Consider the following 19,948-nt stretch of genomic DNA (forward strand, 5'->3'; position numbering starts at 1 on the left):
CCGGTTCGCCGAGCGTGACGAGGTCCAGGAATTCCTGGCGACATGGTCGAAGACGCGGCCGTTGGCCGTTGTGTTGGCGCGCTCGGGGCGTTGGTCGCCCGGCTAAGCGGAGCCTGGCGGGTGGGACGATCGGCCTGATGTCGACCGGTGCCCGATCCAAGTCGACGATGTCTCTGAGTTGGTCCGCTACGACGCCGGGAAGAGCCGCTAGACCGGCACCCGTGTTCCGAGCCGACGACCACCGCGCCCAATGTTGCACGATTTGAGCGGCACGCTTAGCTACGAAAGGTCGTACGACAACTGCCTGATTGTTGAGCAATGGAGGCGGTAGCGGATGACATGACATCTCTCGGCTTCGGCCGTAATCAGGGGATGTAGTCGGCGTCGCGCCGGTCGACGACGAAGGCAACGCTGTATTCGGCGCGCGTGGCGGCGACGTACAGCCGGTCGGTTGCCGTGAGGGAGGCAAGGTCACCGGTCTTGAGGTACTTAAGCATGGGCTTCGTCGGGAAGATGAGGACCCGTGGATAGGTGCTGCCCTTGGAGAGGCCGATGTTCAGGGCGGCTAGCCCACGAGTGTCGGCGGTGCGGCGGTCGCGAAGTATCTGCGGTTGGTACTTCGCGACGTAGGCGGCGATGTCGTCCGGCGCGATCTGGAAGATCCCGTCGTGGCGGGTCACGGCGTGGTTGCGGGAGGTGGTGGCTGGCATGTCCGGGTAGAGCCGGTCGGACCAGTCGCAGATCTGTTGGTTGCACCGCCAACTATCAGTGCGCAGGTCGAGGGCACACAGGGTGCGGTGACGTGTCAGCCAGTCCATTATCCCGGCACCGCGGTACCTCTTGTTCCGTGGGCCGTTGTTGGTGGCGAAGGTGTGCTGGCGGGGGTCACCGACGACGGTGACTTCGATCTTGGATCGGAAGAGTCGTTCTACCAGGTCGAGGTCGTAACCGACGAGGTCTTGGAACTCGTCGACGAAGATGCGGTCGTACATCGCCTCAAGCCGACGCACGACGGCACCGGCGGCGGCCTCATCGACTCGACAGGCGAAGTCGGCGACACCATCGCGGTACATGTCACCGTGCCGGTCGAAGTAGTACGCAAGGGTGTCGGACTGGCGGGTGAATCGCGATCGGCTGCCCACAAAGTTGAGCGAGCGGATGTAGTCGATCTGTCCGGTGAGGTGGTGTTGGAAGGGCTTGGCTGTCTGGCTGATGAGGAAGCTGAACCATCCCATCACCGTGATGTGCGCCGGCATTACCCCGGTCACCTGCAGAATGCGGCGAGTGATTTGTGCGAGATTTTCCTGCGTGTAGGTTGTGATCAGCACTCGCCGTGTCGGTTCGGTGAGCGCCGCGTCGATGAGGAGTTGGGTCTTGCGTGACCCTGCCGCGGCGATGACGGCGCGATTAGTGGGCGACGGCATCGCGGATGTACTCCGGCATTGTGATGGGGTAGCTTGTCTCGAAGATGGCCAGAGCGGTGGTGGTCTTGTTCGCAATCATGTGGTCGAGCAGTTCCTCGTCGCTTGTGTAGCTTTTGCCGAGAACCTCGTTCAGGCGCTGCCGCCCGTTGGCAGCGAGCATCTGCGGCTCGAGCGCATTTTGCTCACCCGTGCCGATGTGGATGGAGATGAAGTCGTGGGCCGTGTAGTCGGCGTAGCGCTCCGCCATCTTGCCGGCATCGCCGTCATTGTCGTTGACGACGGCGACAGGCTTTCTCAGCGGGACGGCGAGGTCTAGGAACCGGGCTGCTGAGAGGCCACGGACATTGATGATGTCCGCGCCGTCGGCGATCGGCATCTTGCCGTGCGCGTCGAGGTAGGCCCGCATGACGACGAGCTCATCCGAGGGCCCCTCGACCAGGATGGCGCGCTTCGCCAAGACCAGGCGCAGGGTGTCGTAGCCCGAGAGTTTCTTGAAGTAGTCAACGGTGCTGCTCGGCAGATCGACGATCCGGCGCCCACCCGAGGCCGACAATAGGATCAGCTCATCTAGGCCCAGCTTGTTGAGGATGTAGGCGCTGTGGGTGGTCACGAGGACCTGCTTGCCTTCGCACTTCTGGCTGATCTTGTCGACGAGTTGGTTGAGCGAGGTGAAAGACAGGTGATTTTCGGGCTCCTCGACCAGCACGACGTGTGTCTCAGGAATCTTCTCGTTGAGGGCAAGGAGGATCTTGAGGCGGCTCTGCTCACCTTTGCCGACGTACTGGAAAGGCAGCTCATCCAGGTGCGGCACCAGGTTGCGTTCCCAGCTGGCCCGCTGAGAGATGTCGATGGAGAGCGTCAGGTCTCGGTCGCTGATGTCGCCGCGGTCACCCGCCAGCTTCGTGTTGATATCCCGTACCGCATCAATCTCGGCGAACGTTTCACGGAGGCTGCGATACGACCGTGTCAGTTCCACACGCTCTCTTGCCGCAAGGTTCGCGCCGATGATGGACTGGAGATAAGCGTCTGCACCGCTTTGAAGCTTGATGGCGGTCGCATCGATCAGCGAGGCCCTCGCCGGCACGCCACGCTGGGTCACGGCGCTGCCGGCGAAGCTCAGCCATTGCGCCTGGTAGTACTCAGTAGGAACCCAGGCGATCCGCTGCGGGTCGGTGATGTAGGCCGCGTACTCATCAACGAAGTCGTCGTTGAACGCGATACGCATCTTGACACCTGGCGCGGGCTCTCGGAGGGAGTTGTTATCGCCCTTCAACGCCGCCAGGTCCTCGGTGTCGTCGAAGTACACCTCGATGAGGACCTCCGGTGGAACCGCGGGACCTCGCACACGTAAGGCAGCAATGTACTCGCGAGTTGCATGCTGGTTCACCAGAAACGGTGACAACTCGTTCGCGATCGTGGCGCCGTTTAGCCGTCCGGTTAACGCGAGGTTGAGCGCTTCCAGGACGTTCGACTTGCCGACGTCGTTGTCGCCCACGATCACGTTCATGCCCGGGTTGAGATCGAGGGTGAAGTTCCGGAACACCTTGTAGTTCTTGATGAAGATCTTCTTCAGCACGCATACACTCCCGAGGGGCGCCAGCGGGGTGCGTGCAATCGACAGCGCACGAACCTGCCTGGTCTGGCGTGGGCAATGCATCCTCCTCTGTAGATGCAAGCGTCCGTCGCACACCCTGTGCGACACGACTATCCGCGAAATTACCCCACGCGCTGCCTCCGCGAGCTAGCACCGACCCTGCGCCGAGTCTGCCGCAGGGCCCGGTCCGATGGTGGGTCGAACTCACGGCCCCGCCCTGTCAATGCCCCCATCTTCTGCCTCAAACACGGTGGGGGAGCAGCCTTGAGAGACGCCAAGATCCGCGACAGTGATCGGTTCAGGTCTGGCCGATATTTCGGGGGTAGCGTGGCCTCGCAAGCCGGTGAAGGATTGCGAGGTGCTCATCAACCCACTCCCAGGTGTAAGCCACAGGCCTTGCATTTCGTGCTGACCGACCTCCGCTTCCGCCATCACCAATCAGCAGGGCGGCGGCCAGGTCATCGCCAGCGAACGCGCCACTGCCTACCTAGCGTGGATGCAGGAAGCCCGCCGCCGACCGCGGAATTAGGTTTGGCCGGTGACCTAGAACGACTCGTCCCCACCAAGAGCTACAAGGTGGTGCTGTCCGCGCTCTCGTCGTTCACCGTGCATCCTTGCGGTGATCCGGTCGTCAACGCTCTGGTCAATCAGCAACTCACGGAGCGGGCGGACGATTTCCAAACCGGGGATCGACGACCTGCAGCAGCAGACGCAGCGGTTCGCAGGGGACGACGTCCTAGGCGATCGCCCAATGTAGGTGGCCGGTGGTGGGATGCGGTCAGGTCAGGCTGTTGAGGAGTTGGCCGGCCACGGCGTTGCCTCGACCGTGGAGGCGGGCGAGGAGTTGCCGTCCGTTGTCTGCGGTGGGGCCGGAGCCGCGCAGCGGGTTCGGGGTGCGAGTGGAGATGGTAACCAGGAACTCGGTGGCCGCGGTGTCCAACCGCTCGCTGGTGGGGTGAGAGGAACGTTCGCGATCGGCGAGCCAGCCGACGGCGTCGTGGACGAACCCTGCCGCGGCCGGCTCCCGGAAGAAGCGAACGGCCGCGTAGGCGAAGTCGTCGTGGCCCATGTGCTCGCCGAACCACGTCGACCACGCTGGCACGGCTGCGCGGAGGGCGGCTGTCTGTTGCTCGCTGACCGGCGAGTGCCCCCACTCGCTGAGGCCGGCGACGGCGAGCGCCAGGACGCCGGTGCCGGAGTAGCCCTGCCAGGTGTTGGCGGTGGTGGCGAATCCCAGCATGTCTGCAACCAGGGCGGGGAACGCTGCTGGACACGGGTCCTTCGTGCAGGCGGTTTTCCAGACCTGGCTGAGGTAGTTGCCCACCCAGGATCGTCCGGCGGCGCCGAGGGTGAGGATCGGCTCCCAGATCGTACGGGCCTGTGCGGCGTCGGCGCTGATCGTGACGCCGGCGAGAAGCCCAATAGCGCGACGTTCCTCGTCGTAGGGGTAGTGGGAGGAACGATTGGCGGCGTCGGTAGAGGCCAGCCCGGAGGCGATGAACGTCGCGAGGTCGGCGGCGAACTCGACCGCCCGGGCTCGCGTGGGCGTATCCGCCGCAGCAGTAAGGGCTGTGAAGTGCGGGCGGGAGGCGACGAGGTAGCCGAGGTCGAGGGTGCGCAGTATGCGGGAGCGGGCGTCGTGGGCGTCGGGGAATCTGGTCGCGATGGTGGCGTTGATCCAGTCCGCCAGCCGGGGCACCTCGGCGGGCAGGCTGCCGTCGGCGAAGGCGTCGAGTGCGGCCTCGGCGGCCGCCTCCAGCTCTGGGAGGCCGTCGATCGGGCCGTGGCCGGGCTCGTCGTCCTCTTGGTCCACGTCGAGTCCAGCGGCTTCCTCCGGATCGGTGTCGAAGTCGAAGTCGAGGTCGGCTTCCTGAAAGTATGGGTCGATGTCGTAGTGCGACCTCGACAGCCGTGCGAAGTGCAGCGTCAGGTGCTCGAGCCGGCGCAGGTCGTCGGCGAGGTGGGGGTATGCGGCGGCGAGTCGCATCACGGTGGTGACGGTGAGGCGGCGGGCACCGAGCAGCAGCCGCGCGATGGCCGCGCGAACGGTGACGTCGTCGGGGGTCTCGGCCCACAGGGCGGTGAGCGCTTCGGCGCAGAAGACGTCCCATTCATCGTCGGAGGGGCTGTCGGGGTATGCGTGGGACCACGTGTGGACCGGGTCGGTGAGGGGGCGCATGAGCACGGCCCGGCACCACTCATCGCGGTCGGGGTGGTTCCGCAGCCAGTCGCGGGCGCACAGCAACAGCCACGCCGCATACCCGCACCGCAGGTCCTCCACACCGCTGATGGAGCTCGGCGATTCAGCGTCCGGGAGGAGAGCGTCGAGTTGGGGTTGGACGGTGGCCCATTGTTCCTCGAGCTCGGTGTCGCTGGGGCGGACATGGTCGGTGATGTTGCGACGCATGGTGTAGGCGAACGTTAGCCAGCCGCGATCGCGGTCGAGGTGGTCCCGCATTTCGCGGGCCTCTTCCTCAAGGGCCCCCGGCGGGGTGTATACGAGGTAGTTTCTTCCGTCCGTGGCGCGGGCAGCGCGGTAGTTCGTGATGTCGGTCGTGGCAAGGATCACGCGCCACCGTTGTGCATCTGTCGCGGCCCAGCGCGCTCGCGCGGTGGTGAGCTGCTCGGTGAGCCGGCCGGTGATGAATGCGCCCAGGCACACCAGTTCCAGGAGCGGGGTCTTGCGGTGGTCCATGGTGTGCCAGTCGTGGGCTCGCCTCGCTCGGTTGGGATCCATGACGAGCGGGAGCACGTTGAAAGAGCGCATCTGCACGCTAATCTGGTCGCCGTCGAGGAGGTCGGCGCTGGTGATCAGGGGCGCGAGCGGGCCTTCCAGCAGTGCAGGAGTGTGGCGGGCGATATCGGCGAGTAGGCCCCACATCGCGACCGATCGGCTACCGATGAGCTGGACGAGGAGCGTAGTGATGTCGCGGCCGTCGTCTAGGGCCTGGTAAAGGTGGGCCTCCAGGGCCATCATCGCCGCCGCCAAGATGTCCGGAACCCGGTGGCCACCGCGGTTCCAGGCCAGGACGGTGGCGTCACCGACCAGCGCGACGGGCGCGCCGTCGATGAGCAGTTCGAACGCCGGCCGCTCCTGCGTGGGTCCCTGGCCGCCTGACACGGGGGCGTTGCGGGTGCGTCTCCAATGGGTGGTCGCGTGCTCGACGAGGGCGAGCACCACGTCGACACCCTGCGGTTCGGCGTTGACGAGCATCGCCCGGAACGGACCGCACTCGGGGATCGGATCGAAGGAGCGCGGGGCGCTGGCGATGCCGAGGCCATCACGCAGCCGGTGACGGACGTAACGGCGGTCGGAGTCGACGGCAGCCCGCAGCACCAGGTCCCGGGCCATCTGCGCGGACGCCGGCAGCAACGGCATCACGGTGTCGACATCCAGCAAGGCTGCACGGAGTCCCGTCTGCCCGCGACGCTGGCGGCCGCTGACCTGGCCGCTGTGCTCGAGCCGGCTGTCCATTGGGGGCAGCAGCGTATCGAGGAAGGTGGCGACGGCGTCGGGTTCGACCGCTCCGGCGGCGATGACGCACCGCCACAGCACCGGCTCGACCTTGTCGTCGAAAAAGCCTCCGCCGTCGATGTGCGCGACGATGTGCCGTCCGACCGCCAGGCCGATCACAGCAGCCTGATCACGGGCCGGCCACGTGTCGGGGGCGTGCCGCAGCCACAGGTCGGCGATCGCGGCGACCTCCGGGGCGGCCGAGGCGACTGCGGTCTCATGCTCCGCCGCCAGGACGCGTAGGACCGGCAGCCACAGCGGCCATACCGGCAGCCGCGACTGGGCGGCGGCGTACACCGCCACGTCCGGCATGTCGGCGAGCACAGTGATCCAACCGGAGTCCGTCACGGTCGCGGAGAACCTGAACCTGCGCAGCAGCCGTGCCAGCAGAGCGCTGTCGGCGGCGAGGCGCGACCACAGATCGCCCAGAAGCCGGTCGGCGTCGTGGGCGTAGAACACCGCGTCGAGGTACAAGTCCGCCACGAGCGGCTGGTCGGCGGCGTCCAGCGCGGACCGGTCGGCCTCCCACCGGTCGACACCGTGCTCGCGAAGCACGCCGGCGGCATACAGGCGGATCGCTCGGTGCCACGACGGCAGCGCCACCTTCTTTGCGATCACGCCGACGACGTCGTCACGGGAGCGCAGGTAATGCAACAGCGTCCAGTCGTCGAACAGATCGTGGGCGAAGGAAACCCGGCCGTCGACCTCGGTGAGGATCCCGTCGACGCGGAGCTGGTCGACCAGCCCAACGGCGTCGACCGGGAGGTCGTCCAGGGGAGTCTGGGCCCGCAGACGGTCGGCCTGCTCGACGGCGATCCGCCGCAGCAACGTCTGGCGGGCGGCGCCGTTCGGGCTCGCTCCGGCCAACCGCTGCCACCACAAACCAGCGATCGACGGCTCGTCACGGATAGCGGCAGCCGTAGCCCCGGGCACCCGCAGCACCAGGTCGAGGACCTTCGGGCGTCGCAGGACACCATGGAGCCCACCGGCGACGACCACCGCGGCCAGGTCCGGGTGCCCGCGCAACACCAGATTGACGTCGGCGTCAGACAGGTCCCCCATCACGAGCGGGGCGGCCTGCGGGCCGTTGGCCTGTACCAAGCGCTCCGACACTCGAGGGAACTCCGACTGCTGCGAGGTGATCAACAACCGGATCCGACCGCCGATGTCGGCCGTGAGGCGTGCCAGGGCGGCCGTCGTGGCGAACGGCTCGTCGGTGTAGACCCGGTCGAGGCCGTCAACGACGACGCGGACCTCTCCGGGGGCAAGCGTCAGGACTTCCTCCAGGCCCCGGGTCAGCCCGAGTCGCGCGCCGACGCCGGCCTCGAGGTCCGCGGCCGACAGCCAAACCGCCCGATGCGTGCCCGGGGCGGCCAGCCACCTCTTGGCCGCCACGGTCTTACCGCAGCCCGAAGGGCCGGACAGCACGTTGACCGCCCCGGCGTTGGCGAGCACGGCGGTCACGTCCTCACGGACCAGGATCACGTCGTCGCCGAGCCGGTCCCGGACCCGGGCCGTCATGTTGGTGGTGTGCGCGGTGAGAAGGCTCCAGTCAGGGGTGACATCCGGGCGCAGCTGGAACGCAAACTGCCCGCCCAGCCGGTCAGCCAGAAGCTGCCAGGTGACTGCCCCGCCGTTGGGCCGCAGGTCGGCGACCACCTTGAGCAGCGCCGTCCACAGGTCCGCAGCCCTCCCGGCTTGCTGCGGGACGAGCGCGGCGCGGCACCACCGGATCGCGTCCGCGATCGCCTGGGAGGTAGGAGTGAGGAAGTCTAGACGCAGAGGCAGAAGCAAGGCCAGCAGCCGGGCGGGAGAGGAGTCGACGTCGATCCCGTGCTGCTCGGCGAGCTCCGTCGGACACTTCGCCGACTCCCACAGCGAGCGCTTCGCCTCGTTGAACGCGCCAGGCACGCCGATCCGCGAGGCGATGCCAGCCTGGTCGGCCGCGGCCTCCCCGATCAGCTCCGCGAGCTCGACCCAGGTGCCCTGCGCCGCAGACCTTGACACCAGACCGACCCGGTCTGCAGCGCGCCGGAATCTGTCGGCAAGGATGTCGCGCCAGGCGGCCTCCACGAACTCCGGGTGCAGCCTGGCTCCGGTCAGCATGTCGAACGACTTCACCGACGCCGACCACCGCGGCCCACCGGCCGCGTCACCGGTGACGACCATGTCGTCGAGGAAAAACCCCGACGCACTGCCCTGGAACCGCACCTCCACCGGGACCGCGACCCCGACGCCCAGCGGCATCTCGCCAGCGGCCATCCCGGCGGCGAGCCACGCACCAACATGGTCTTCGAAATTGAAGCCGCCACCGCCCGTGATGAACGCCGTCGCCACCGTCCGCCCGGCCGACGCCTCTCTGCTCGACATCGCCTGAGGCTACCGGCCCGCACCCCACCCGGCCGTTCCACTGCCCGAGACGAGCCAGGCCACTTAGGACCAACGCGGTGTTGGGGCATTAGCGGGCGTTGCGGCGGCACCAGCCTCATGGCATGCACCTGGTAGCGGACCAGGCCGACGTCTCTTCACACGCTGCCTGGAAGCCGAGAGCGGCGGCGAGGTGCACCAGGGATGGGGTCGGCCGTGTCGGCGGCCCGCAGTCGCCAGCGAGACCGTTGGCCGCCCCGGCCGCAAAGTCGGCTGTCGGATATGCCCATTCCGGCGGATGGCACAAATGGCACAGCTTTCCTGGATGGCATTGTGCCATCTGTGCCATAGTCGGTTCATGACTCCGATCCCGCTGTCCCAATGGGCCGACCAGAACGGCGTTCCGCGCCGTACCGCCTACAACTGGGCGAAGAACGGCAAGCTCAACGTGCCGATCCATCGCACCCTTACCGGCCGCCTGGTCGTGCTCGACGACGACGAGACGCTCGGTGATGCCCATCCGTTCGTGGCCGCCTATGCCGAGGCGCTGAGCCTGCCCGTCGGCGTGCACTCCGGCGACCTGCATCACTCGCCGGTCCTCGAGGCTTGGGGTGTGGACCTGTATGACACGGTCGCCGACGACTTGCGTCCCGTGGTGCTGCAGCTGGCACTCGCGGCGGCGTGCGCCCGCCCGAAGCGGGACGCGTGGTGGCGACTGACTGACTGGCTCGGGCGCGTCGAGCTGGCCGACTGGTACACCTCGACCGGCTTCCCCGAGGTAGCCGCGCTCATCAGCGGGCGGCGGCCGATCACCGACCAGGACAGCTACCTCGACTGGTGGCCGTGTGGCGTCGGCTCGCACGAGTTCTGGCAGGACTTCGACGCCGCCGCGGCGCAGGCCGTCGCCACTGCCGGGCTCGGCCCGTCCGAGCACAATGACGCGGTCGCGTGGCTCACCGAGTCGGCTCTGACAGACAACATCGCGATCGCCGGGCGCCGCGAGAGCCTGCGCAACCGGCTCGACAAGCTGGCCGGCAGCACCACCGACCACGAGCAGATTCCCACCATCCCTGACCGTAGCGACCTGTGGAGCCTGCGCGGTATGTACCCCGAGCCGGCCTGGGCCATCGCCCGTCCCCACGCCCGACGCACCGCGCAGAGCATCTGCGCCATCGTTGGCTGGGATCCCGAGAGCCCGGCACCGCCCGACGGACACCCGCTGCGCGAGATCGGCTACCGGGCCTGCCTGCACGCCAGCGAGGCCGCTCTCGTCCCATACGTGCACGACGCCCACCTGCGCGAGATCGACGCCTTCCGTCGTGTCGCCCTCGGCAAGCCGTGGCAACTCATCACGTCATGAGGAATCCGCGACGGTGGGCGATTCGGTCAGCCATATGGAGAGCAGCACGTCACACTGCGAACCATCGGTCGCGTAGTGCCGCTGATCGAACTCTGGGGTTTAGTCAAGTCAGGGTCTGAGTCCAGTCCCGGCCACGCTGGTGTCTCTGTCGGCTACCCGTCACGCTCTGGCGAGCAGCACCTTCTCGTAGTGCGATGATCAGATGGGGCGGGCACCAGGGGAGTACCGTCGCGAGTCCGCTGCCCTGCTGGGCACGATCGCCGTCGGTCTGGCTATCAACATCGTGACGGCGCGAACGGACAACTGGCATGGGCCGTGGCTGTTTGTCCTTGACTACGCCTACCTGTGGCTCCCGCTTTGCGTTGTCCTGTGGCTCGGCTGGCGATACTTCCTGCACCGCCGTACGGCGGTCACGTGGCAGAGCGCGGAAAGCCCGTACCCTGGCCTCACGCCGTTCACGGTGGAGCGGGCGGGTGTGTTCTTTGGCCGCGACCGCGAGGCAAGCGACGTGCTGCACCGGCTGGAGCGCTCGGGGTCGGCGCCAGCGACGCGGATCGTCGCTATCGTCGGTCCGTCGGGAGTGGGCAAGTCATCGCTGATCCGCGCGGGCATCATCGCTCGACTACCACGGCGGTGGACTGTGGTGGGTCCGCTTCGCCCGGCTGCCGATCCGTTCATGAGCCTCGCCGCTGCATTGGCGGACGGCCCGACCGCTGTGCTGCAGACGGCGCGGCTGTTGCGCGAAGAAGCCGTCTCCCCGGAAGCCCCACTGCAAGTTGTGCCGAGCTTTCTCAGCGTCGCCCGCGGACCCGTGGTGCTCGTTGTCGACCAGGCCGAGGATCTGTACACCCTGACCGACGAGCAAGATCGGGCCCAGTGGTGGAGCCTGCTGACCCGGACGCTGACGGTGCTGCCGGAACTGCGCTTGCTGGTGGCGATCCGGCCCGAATTCCGCCGCCGGCTCACCGATCAGCAGGCCGGCTTCATCACCCGACCGGTAGCCATCGGTCTGCTGGATCCGGCCCGCATCCGACAGGCCATCGCGGGGCCCGCCCGGGCTGCAGGAGTCACGTTCGAGGACGACCTCATCGACCGCATGACCGCCGACGCCACGGTCGGTGACGCGCTTCCCCTGCTCAGCCACCTGCTACAACGCCTGCACCTACAGTCCGACCGCCAACACATCACGGTGGCCCAATACGAACAGGCCGGCGAGGTGGGCGGCGCCATCGCAGCTCACGCCGAGCAGATCTACGAATCCCTCACCGCGCGCTACCCCCAACACGCCGTCGACTCTGCTCTGCTGCACGGCGTCGGCTTGGAAGGCAAGGAAACCGTACGACGGACGATCCGCCGAGCCGACCTCGATACCACCGCCACCCACATCCTCGAAGAGTTCAGAGCAGCTCGCCTGATCATCGACGTCGACGACGGCACCTGCCTCGAACTGACCCACGACGCACTATTTCGCCAGTGGCACCGACTCGCCGCTCTGATCAACGCCAACGAGGAGCGCCTGCACCGCATCACCCGGCTCGAACACCGCGCGGCAGCATGGCAAGCGAACCCACAGACAGACGACCTCATACGCGGCCAAACGCTCGCCGATGCCCTCGCGCTGGCAGCCGAGGTGACTCTCTCCACCGCAGCCCGCCAGCTACTCGACGCCTCTCAAGAGACCGATCACCAGGACCGCGCCCGACAGTCCCAGCGCGTTGCCGAGTTCGCGCAACAGGTGCGCCGACAGGACCACGAACTGGCCGTGGCGCTCGCCCACACCGCGCTACACGAGTTGCCACCCACGCCGGCAGCGACGCTGACACGATGGGCCCTGACCGCCACACCCCGAACAAGGCGCCTCCCCATCGGACACACCACCGGCATCACCTCCGCGGTCTGGCTGCCCGACAACCAAGGACTGCGCACCGCCGACAAGATGGGCCGCGTCTGCACCTGGGACGACACCGGCCGCCTTACCGGGGTCGCCTTCGCTCCTGACTCAGAAGCGTGCGGTCACACCCTGCTCAGTTCCACCGGGACCCTTGCCCTCACTGAGCACGATCGGGGCCTCATGCTGTGGCGCGTCGCGGACGGCCGCAACCTGGGCAGGCGAAGAGGGGGTCTCCCGACATCGTTCGACTCGTTCTCGTGGGGCGGTGACCTGTGCTTCGCGGGAACGTTCGACTACCGAACCGTTGACGTCTATCGCTTGGATGATGACGTCCCAGGGTTGGTTACGAGCGTCCCTGCCACAAGTGTTCACGCCACAGCATGGTCTCCTCAAGGTGACCGGCTGGCCATCGCCTCAGATGATCTGCTGCTCGTGATCAGCATCGGCGAGCAGACGTCGGAGATCCTGCGACAGCAGGTAGCGTGGTCAAACCCGGTATTGTGCTGGGCGCCCGACGGAATCCGCCTCGCGGTCTCAGCCGCTCCGGCGTTCTCAATGCGCCGCTCTGCGATCCTCACACGGGAACGCCGCACTCTGTGGATCTACGACACCGATACCGGCCAGGCCGCCGAAACCGCGCCCCCCGGCTTGGCCGAAGCAATGGCGTGGTCGCCCGTCGAGGATGTCATCGCCTACGCCGTGCGTCGAACACGACACCAACACCGCGTGGCGCTGATCGACGTCGCCACGGGACGGACAGTCGAGCGGCGGGCACGCCCTCACCAAATCAGCACGATCGCTTGGTCCTCCGATGGCAAGCGAATCGGCCTGGGAAGCTCATTCCAAAAGGTAGAGGTCTGGGATGTTGTCGGCCGAAGCTTCCGCCGCCTGCCCACCGGAAGCCTGCGAGAAGTGTCATGGTCGCCGAAGCACAAACGAGCCGCCGTAAAGCGAACGGGAACGACGCCGGAGATCATCGAAACGGACGACGCGACGCTGCCGCTGAGGCTCGGAGACGACGACTGCATGTCGATCGCCTACTCGCCGCTAGGTGACCTGGTCGCCACCGCCGTGCAAGAACAGGTCACGGTGTGGGACGCACAATCCGGTGTCCTGCGAGCACAGTGGGGCGCTCGTCCACGACCAACCCCGAAACACACAACGACATTGACGCCATTACCGTGGGTTTACGAACTTGCCTGGTCCGGCGACGGCTCACGGCTGGTCGTCCACACGCATTGCTTCTTCGGCAGAACGCTACCCGCCCTCTCAGTGTGGGACGTGGCCAAAGCGCAGCGCCTAGCAGTCCTCGACGGAGGCGAAGAAAGCAAGGGAACGCTCACCTGGTCCCCAGACTCAGGCCTTATAGCGGCGGTCGTCAGCAAACACAACGTGAGCTTATGGCGAGGAGACGACTACACCCTCGCCCATCAATGGCGAACCGAAGGTGACGGCGAGGTAGCGGCCCTGGCCTGGTCGAATGACTCCACCGGACTCGCTGCCGCCGTCGGCAACCAGATCGAGATCTGGAATGTGGCGCAGCAGCACGTAAGCATGCGTTGTGTCGGCCACACAGGTGCCGTCCGTCAACTCAGCTGGTCACCCGAGGGAAACCTGCTAGCATCCATCAGCGACGATGAAACGCTGTACATTTGGCACACCAAAGACGGGCGGCCCCTCGGCGTGCTCGACACGCCAGACGGGATAGTTCGCGGTCTGTCCTGGCAAGACACCCTCATTGTCACCTACAACGACGGCAGGATCCTAAGCTGGGACGTATGCGCTGACCACGCGAAGCGCTCGGTCGAAGACCGAGAACCGCGAGAGCTGACTGCCGAAGAACGTGAGCGATACGGGCTGCCGTCAGCGTCGACCGACTGAGACTCGCCGGGACGCGAGCGGGTCGGCTCCAGCCTGATGGCCACGCGTTCAAACCTGCCACTCGATGATAGAGCGGGCACAAGACAAGCAGCGACCCAATGTGCCCGAAACTGCTATGCATGGTTGCGGTAGGTAATGAGCGTGCGGGCTTGAGTCAACCCTGACCGTGCCGTAATCTATAAGCATGTGCACCCGTAATGGAGCACAGGTGATACGTGCAAGAGTTCGAATCCCCCCTCGGACACAAATTTGAAGCATCCCTGCTGTATTTGACGTACTGGTGGTCAAGCCCGCTTGACCACGCGGAAAGTATCTCCGCGACAGTCTCGACGAATGCGACGCTCGGCGGCGGTGACCGCCGTGGCTGATATGGCCGTTGCTCCTCTTATTCCACCGTTGACGCCTCCCGAGCAGGGCGAGGGGAATGGTCGGCGGCCAGGCGCGCTGCGGCGACCACCATTGCCCCTGCCTGACCTTCCAGCAGCCCGGGAAGGCGCGTCGGTCTACGGCCTGGCTGCTATCGATGTCAGTGGCCGGATCGCTGATCGAATGATCGTCCGTGCTCTCGGATGGGGCTGCGGTACGCGCCTTCAGATCCGCGAGAGCGCCGGCCTCATTGTCGTCCGTCTGGACCCGCAGGGCGTCTTTACCCTGACGGGTCAAGGTCATCTACATCTGCCGGCAGCCGTTCGAAAATGGTGCGGCCTCAAGCCTGGCGACCGGTTGCTGCTGGCGGCGGACCCCATTGCCGGCGTGCTTGTCGTGCATCCACCCGCAGCCTTGGATGCGGTGGTCGCTCAGATTCACGCTGCAGCTCTCGGTGGTGAGCAGCATGAGTGACATGGCGAGCGAGGCCGAACTTGATGCCGCTCGGTTGTTGCTCGCGAGGATGGGCATCTCGCCCGCTGACCTCATTGAGGCGGCGACGAAGCGTCCGCAAGCGCCGACGTTCGCAGATTACGTACCGATCGTGTCGGCGGCGGTCAGCGATGGAACCCGACGTGCCTACGGATCGTATTGGAAGCGGGTCTTGGAACAGTGGGGGCAGATCCTTCGACTCGGCGATGGCCCTGCGAAGGCCCGCGTCGATGTCGCGGGTGATGTAGAGCGGAACCTACACCGCCGTGCCGCACGCCTGACGACACGCGCTACCCGCGCACGGCTCCCGGCCAACGGCCGCCGGGAAGCTTCGAGTAGTCACCGACCTGCGTCGCGATGTCCCGGACGTTACCCAACGCGTCAACGAAACGCTCACCGATCCGCAGGAGGGTGTCCGGGACTGGCTGGCCATTCTCACCCAGCGGGATCAGTCGTTGACTTCATACTTCCGCTCTTGGCCTGCGCCGAGGTTTCTGCCACCATCGATCCCATGGCGATCAAGGGGCCACTACGGACGACGGACTCGGTGGTGATGGCCACTCCGGCCGCAGAGCGGTTGGGTGCCCGATACTGGCGGCTGTGGTCGGCGTCGGCGGTGTCGAACCTCGCCGATGGGATCGTCAAGATCGGTCTGCCGTTGGTTGCCATTGGCTACACCAACTCGCCGGCGTTGGTCGCCGGGGTGGCGCTTGCGTTCAGCCTGCCGTGGCTGTTGTTCGCACTGCCGGCCGGCGCACTCGTCGACCGACTCGACCGGCGTCGGGTCATGCTCGGCGCGAACACTGTGCGCGCGATCCTGGCTGGTGCGCTGGCCCTGGCCATCGCGCTCGACATCAGCTCGATCTGGCTGCTCTATGTGGTGGCGTTCGGCGCCGGTGTCGCCGAAACCCTTTACGACACCTCGGCCCAGTCGATCCTGCCGCAGCTTGTGCCGCGCGAACTGCTGCCCCGGGCGAACGGGCGGCTGAACGCCGCCGAGCGGACCGCCAATCAGTTCATCGGCCCTCCGTTGGCCGGCTTTCTGGTGGCCGGGGGCACCGCTGTAGCCCTGGCCGGGCCGGCGGGGCTCTGGGCGGTTGCGGTTGGAGCATTGTTCGTGGTGGGCGGACGGTTCCGGGTCGAGCGAAAAGGCTCTGCCAGCCTGCGCGCCGACATCGCCGAAGGGCTGCGCTTCCTCTGGCGGCACCGGCTACTGCGAACCTTGGCGGTAATGGTGGGCGGCAGCAACTTCGCCACGAGCGCGGTCTTCGGTGTGCTGGTGCTCTACGCCGTCGGCCCAGGCTCGGCGATCGGGCTCAGCGCGCCCGGATACGGGCTCCTGCTGACCGCTCTCTCCGCCGGCATCGTGCTCGGGTCGCTGCTCGCCGCGCGGATCGAGCGCTGGTTCGGCCGAGCCCGCGCGCTCGGTGTCTCCGTGGTTGCCTGCGCCGGGATTGTCGGCGTACCGGCACTCAGCACCAACCCGTTCGCGGTTGGCGCGGTCTTCTTCGTCGGCGGGATCCTCCTTTCCATCTGGGACGTGATCACGGTGTCGTTGCGCCAGCGGGTTACCCCGGACCACTTGCTCGGCCGGGTCAATAGTGGCTACCGGCTGGTCGCGTGGGGCAGCCTGCCGCTCGGTGCCGCTGCCGGTGGCCTGTTGGCCGAGTTGTTCGGCCTCCGGGCGGTCTTTGCGATCATGGGTGTTCTGACGCTTACCTTGCTGCTCGGCATGCTTCGGGTCACTGACGCCGCCATCCACGCCGCCGAACGCGACGCTGGTATCTAACCGCTCGCATACCCGGTTGATGTGACTGCCGGCCGGCCGGGTGGGTCGGCTGGGTGACGACAGTTGTGAGCACTGCCGGACCTCTGTCAGCTTTGCCCGGCTACTCGCGCAGCTGATCGGCGGTTACAGAGGTCGAAAGGCTGACGGTCGTCGGCGTGTCTGCGTGATCTGCGTCGATGGTTTCGGTAGGCCGGAGGCATGAGGTATCCGGCTGGTGGTGGCATGAACGCGGCAGCCCGGGTCCGGCGTGAGAAAGTCCGGATGCAGGCCGCGGCCATGTTCGAGGAGTCCAAACCGTCCACGCAGATCGCTTCTGAGCTGCGAGTTTCCCCAAAGTTGGTCCGGGAGTGGCGACGTCGCTGGGCTGCCGGCGGTACTACGGCTCTGGCATCGTCGGGGCCGGGTGGTCGGACTGCAAGCTCTCCGAAGAGCAACTCGGCGAGCTTGCCGACCTGCTCGACCGGGGGCCGGTTGAGCAGGGCTGGCAGGACGCCCGGTGGACTCTGGCGTGGGTCGTCGAGGTGATCGAACGCCGTGTCGGCGTCTCCTACACGCTGCGCGGGGTGTCCTACCTGCTGCATCGCATCGGCTACAGCCAGCAGGTCCCGACCCGACGGGCGATCGAACGCGACCCCGAAGCGATCGCGACCTGGCACCGCAGGCGGTGGCCGTCGGTAAGAGGTTAGCCGCGGCCCGCGGCGCCTGGATCTGCTTCCAGGACGAGGCCGGCCAGGTGCTGCGCCCGCCGGTGGCCAGAACCTGGGCACGCCGCGGCCGCACACCCGTCGTGGAGATCTCCGGTAAGGGCTCCGGCCGGGTGTCGATCGCCGGCCTGGTCTGCCTCAAGCCCGGCGAACGCGGCAGCTTCAGCGAGGACGACTACATCGCCTTCCTCGACCAGGCTCACCAGCGGTTACGTACACCGATCGTGCTGATCTGGGACAACTTCAACACCCACGTCAGCCGCCGCATGCACGCCCTGATCGCGGCCCGGCCGTGGCTGACCGTGATCCGGCTGCCGTCGTACGCACCCGATCAACCCGACCGAAGGAGTCTGGCGATGGATGAAACGCGGCCTGACCAACATCGCCGCCCACGGCGTCGACTACCTCGCCGAACTGGTCAAACACCGCCTTGTCGGCTCCGCCTGAAAACTGACCACGTGGTTCCGGCTGAATCGGGACCACCTCCTGAAGCATCGGGAGGTGCTGAGCGTGGAGGACTGGGCAGAGATCCGGCGTCTGCGGCGGTCGGAGGGCATGGCGATCCAGGCCATCGCACGGCGGTTGAGGATGTCTCGCAACACCGTGAAGAAGGCCCTCGCTAGTGATGAGCCGCCGCGGTATCGGCGGGCGGCGAAGGGCTCGATCGTGGACGCGGTCGAGCCGCAGATTCGGGCGTTGTTGGCGGAGTTCCCGGACATGCCGACGACGGTGATCATGGAGCGGGTCGGGTGGACCCGCGGCAAGACGGTGTTCTGTGATCGGGTGCAGCAGCTGCGGCCGTTGTTCCGGTGCCCTGACCCGGCCCAGCGGACGGAGTATCTGCCGGGTGAGCTGGCGCAGTGTGATCTGTGGTTCCCGCCGGCGGACGTGTCGTTGGGCTTCGGGCAGGTCGGTCGGCCGCCGGTGCTGGTGATGGTGTCGGGGTATTCGCGGTGGTTGTCGGCGGTGATGATCCCGTCGCGGCAGTCGGCGGACCTGCTGGGCGGGCACTGGACGCTGATCTCGGGGTGGGACCGGACGCCCAAGGCGCTGGTCTGGGACAACGAGTCCGCAGTCGGGCAGTGGCGGGCTGGACGGCCGCAGCTGACGGAGGCGATGAACGCCTTCCGCGGCACCCTCGGCATCAAGGTGATCCAGTGCCGGCCGGCGGACCCGGAGGCCAAAGGCCTGGTCGAGCGGGCCAACGGCTATCTGGAGACCTCGTTCCTGCCCGGCCGCCGGTTCGCCTCACCGCAGGACTTCAACACCCAACTCACCGAGTGGTTGGTGCGGGCGAACAACCGCCAGCACCGCATGTTGGGCTGCCGACCCGTGGACCGGTGGGACGCCGACCGGGCCGCGATGCTGTCGCTGCCGCCGGTCGCGCCGGTGGTTGGCTGGCGGCAGACCACACGCCTTCCTCGGGACCATTACGTCCGGTTGGACAGCAACGACTACTCGGTGCACCCGGCGGCGGTGGGCCGACGAGTGGACATCGTCGCTGACGCCGACCGGGTGCAGGTGTTCTGCGACAGCCGCCAGGTCGCTCGGCATGACCGGTGCTGGGCGAAGCATCAGAGCATCACCGATCCCGCTCACCGCCAAGCCGCCGCCGATCTGCGAACAGCGGCCCGGCAGACACCGGCGACGGCGGTCACGACTGAGGTGGAGCACCGGCGGCTGGCCGATTACGACCGCATGTTCGGCCTGGATGAGGTGGCCGCCTGATGGCCGCGAAGACCAGCCGCAACGTCGCATCCGAGATCGCGTTCCTCACCCGCGCCCTGAAGGCGCCGTCCCTGGCCGCCTCCGTCGAGCGCCTGGCGGAGCGGGCCCGGGCCGAGTCCTGGACGCATGAAGAGTTCCTCGCCGCCTGCCTGCAACGTGAGGTCGCCGCCCGCGAAGCCCACGGCGGTGAGGGCCGTATCCGGGCAGCGAGGTTCCCGGCCCGCAAGAGCCTGGAGGAGTTCGACTTCGACCACCAACGGTCGTTGAAGCGGGAGACCATCGCTCACCTCGGCACCCTCGACTTCGTGGCATCGAAGGAGAACGTGGTGTTCCTCGGTCCGCCCGGCACCGGCAAGACCCACCTGTCCATCGGCCTGGGGATCCGGGCCTGCCAGGCCGGCCACCGGGTCGCGTTCGCCACCGCCGCCCAATGGGTGTCCCGCCTCGCCGACGCTCACCACGCCGGCCGCCTCCAGGACGAGCTCGTGAAGCTCGGCCGGATCCCGCTGCTGATCGTCGACGAGGTCGGCTACATCCCCTTCGAGGCCGAAGCCGCGAACCTGTTCTTCCAACTCGTCTCCAACCGCTACGAACGAGCCAGCCTGATCGTCACCAGCAACAAGCCCTTCGGCCGGTGGGGCGAAGTGTTCGGCGACGACGTCGTCGCCGCAGCCATGATCGATCGCCTCGTCCACCACGCCGAGGTCATCTCGATGAAGGGCGACAGCTACCGACTCAAAGACCGCGACCTCGGCCGCGTCCCCGCAGCCGGCAAGACCAACGACTAAAGATCAACCAGATCGAGGTGGTCCAGTTTCAGCCGGACCACGGTGGTCCC

11 protein-coding genes and 1 pseudogene are annotated in these 19,948 nt (G+C 66.9%); 9 read left to right on the plus strand and 3 right to left on the minus strand.

The window, feature by feature from the left end; all coding sequences use genetic code 11:
- Positions 1 to 365: 365 nt before the first annotated feature.
- From ACFQGL_RS05695 to ACFQGL_RS05705, 3 genes are all read right to left on the minus strand, one after another.
- Positions 366 to 1,424, minus strand: coding sequence for a UvrD-helicase domain-containing protein (locus ACFQGL_RS05695; protein ID WP_377506416.1), 1,059 nt, complete (start codon positions 1,422 to 1,424; stop codon positions 366 to 368).
- The gene (locus ACFQGL_RS05700; RefSeq protein ID WP_377506419.1) at positions 1,408 to 3,000 is read right to left on the minus strand and encodes an ATP-dependent nuclease; all 1,593 of its coding nucleotides are present in this window, start codon (positions 2,998 to 3,000) and stop codon (positions 1,408 to 1,410) included. Before ACFQGL_RS05700 ends, ACFQGL_RS05695 begins: the two co-directional genes overlap by 17 nt.
- A 796-nt stretch (positions 3,001 to 3,796) precedes the next feature.
- Complete coding sequence (locus ACFQGL_RS05705; RefSeq protein WP_377506422.1) at positions 3,797 to 8,902, minus strand: hypothetical protein; 5,106 nt, start codon at positions 8,900 to 8,902, stop codon at positions 3,797 to 3,799.
- Between the two features lie 304 nt (positions 8,903 to 9,206).
- Between ACFQGL_RS05705 and ACFQGL_RS05710 the strand changes: the two genes are divergently transcribed.
- From ACFQGL_RS05710 to istB, 9 genes and pseudogenes are all read left to right on the plus strand, one after another.
- Positions 9,207 to 10,259 carry a hypothetical protein gene (locus ACFQGL_RS05710; RefSeq protein ID WP_377506425.1) on the plus strand — a complete coding sequence of 351 codons (1,053 nt, stop codon included), beginning with the start codon at positions 9,207 to 9,209 and terminating at the stop codon, positions 10,257 to 10,259.
- 202 nt (positions 10,260 to 10,461) lie between these two features.
- Complete coding sequence (locus tag ACFQGL_RS05715) at positions 10,462 to 14,031, plus strand: NACHT and WD repeat domain-containing protein (RefSeq protein ID WP_377506428.1); 3,570 nt, start codon at positions 10,462 to 10,464, stop codon at positions 14,029 to 14,031.
- 351 nt (positions 14,032 to 14,382) lie between these two features.
- Positions 14,383 to 14,871, plus strand: a complete 489-nt coding sequence (locus ACFQGL_RS05720; RefSeq protein WP_377506431.1) for a hypothetical protein — start codon at positions 14,383 to 14,385, stop codon at positions 14,869 to 14,871.
- 529 nt (positions 14,872 to 15,400) lie between these two features.
- On the plus strand, positions 15,401 to 16,678 hold the full coding sequence (locus ACFQGL_RS05725; protein WP_377507166.1) for an MFS transporter: 1,278 nt from the start codon (positions 15,401 to 15,403) through the stop codon (positions 16,676 to 16,678).
- Between the two features lie 276 nt (positions 16,679 to 16,954).
- A pseudogene (locus ACFQGL_RS05730) lies at positions 16,955 to 17,005 on the plus strand (hypothetical protein); the annotation flags it as partial.
- Positions 17,006 to 17,025: 20 nt separating this feature from the next.
- Positions 17,026 to 17,364 carry a helix-turn-helix domain-containing protein gene (locus ACFQGL_RS05735; protein ID WP_377506434.1) on the plus strand — a complete coding sequence of 113 codons (339 nt, stop codon included), beginning with the start codon at positions 17,026 to 17,028 and terminating at the stop codon, positions 17,362 to 17,364.
- On the plus strand, positions 17,343 to 18,005 hold the full coding sequence (locus ACFQGL_RS05740) for a transposase (RefSeq protein WP_465263518.1): 663 nt from the start codon (positions 17,343 to 17,345) through the stop codon (positions 18,003 to 18,005). The genes ACFQGL_RS05735 and ACFQGL_RS05740 overlap by 22 nt, the downstream gene beginning before the upstream one ends.
- Entirely contained in the window at positions 17,893 to 19,110 is a 1,218-nt protein-coding gene (istA, locus tag ACFQGL_RS05745; protein WP_377506436.1) for an IS21 family transposase, read from the plus strand. The genes ACFQGL_RS05740 and istA overlap by 113 nt, the downstream gene beginning before the upstream one ends.
- Positions 19,110 to 19,898, plus strand: coding sequence for an IS21-like element helper ATPase IstB (gene istB / locus ACFQGL_RS05750; RefSeq protein WP_377506439.1), 789 nt, complete (start codon positions 19,110 to 19,112; stop codon positions 19,896 to 19,898). Before istA ends, istB begins: the two co-directional genes overlap by 1 nt.
- Positions 19,899 to 19,948 lie beyond the last annotated feature (50 nt).

The organism is Micromonospora vulcania (assembly GCF_042658605.1).
GTDB classification, from domain to species: Bacteria; Actinomycetota; Actinomycetes; order Mycobacteriales; family Micromonosporaceae; genus Micromonospora; species Micromonospora vulcania.